The organism is Planctomonas deserti (genome assembly GCF_003067705.1).
Taxonomy (GTDB): Bacteria; Actinomycetota; Actinomycetes; order Actinomycetales; family Microbacteriaceae; genus Planctomonas; species Planctomonas deserti.
In genome coordinates, this window is record NZ_QANL01000240.1 from 1 (window position 1) to 508 (window position 508).

The window sequence follows — 508 nt, forward strand, 5'->3', positions numbered from 1 at the left end:
CAGCGCACCGGCCACCGCCATCGCCCAGCCGAAACCACTGGCCATCGCACTGCGATACCACGCCAGCATCTGCGGCGTGTCCTGCATCGAGCTCGGTTGCAGGATCATTTCGCGCGCCTGTGCCACCAGCCCCCGCTGCCCGGCCGCCTGTGCGGAAGTAGCGAACTCTTGTACGGCGCGCTGGCCCATCAGGCTGCCCAGCAGCGCGATGCCCAGGCTCATGCCTGCCTGGCGCAATGCGTTCATCGTGGCTGAAGCGATACCCGCGCGCTCGACCGGCGCGCTGGCCATGACGGCCATGCCGGTCGCCGGCACTGCCAGCCCCATTCCAACGCCAAGCAGCACCAGTACAGCACTGGCATAGGCACGTGAAGTAGCCGGTTCAAACGTAGCCATCGCGCACAGCGCTGTCCCGGCCAGGGCGTAGCCCAGCGCCAGCGCGGCATGCAGCCCGAGGTGGGCGTCCAGACGATCGAGTTTCAGCGGGACGACACCCTTGAACAGGTAC

General features: G+C 67.5%; 1 protein-coding gene. It reads right to left on the bottom strand.

Going from position 1 to position 508, the window contains the following annotated elements; all coding sequences use genetic code 11:
* The coding region (locus DAI20_RS20480) for an MFS transporter (RefSeq protein WP_168927723.1) at positions 1–508 on the bottom strand (508 nt) is incomplete at both ends.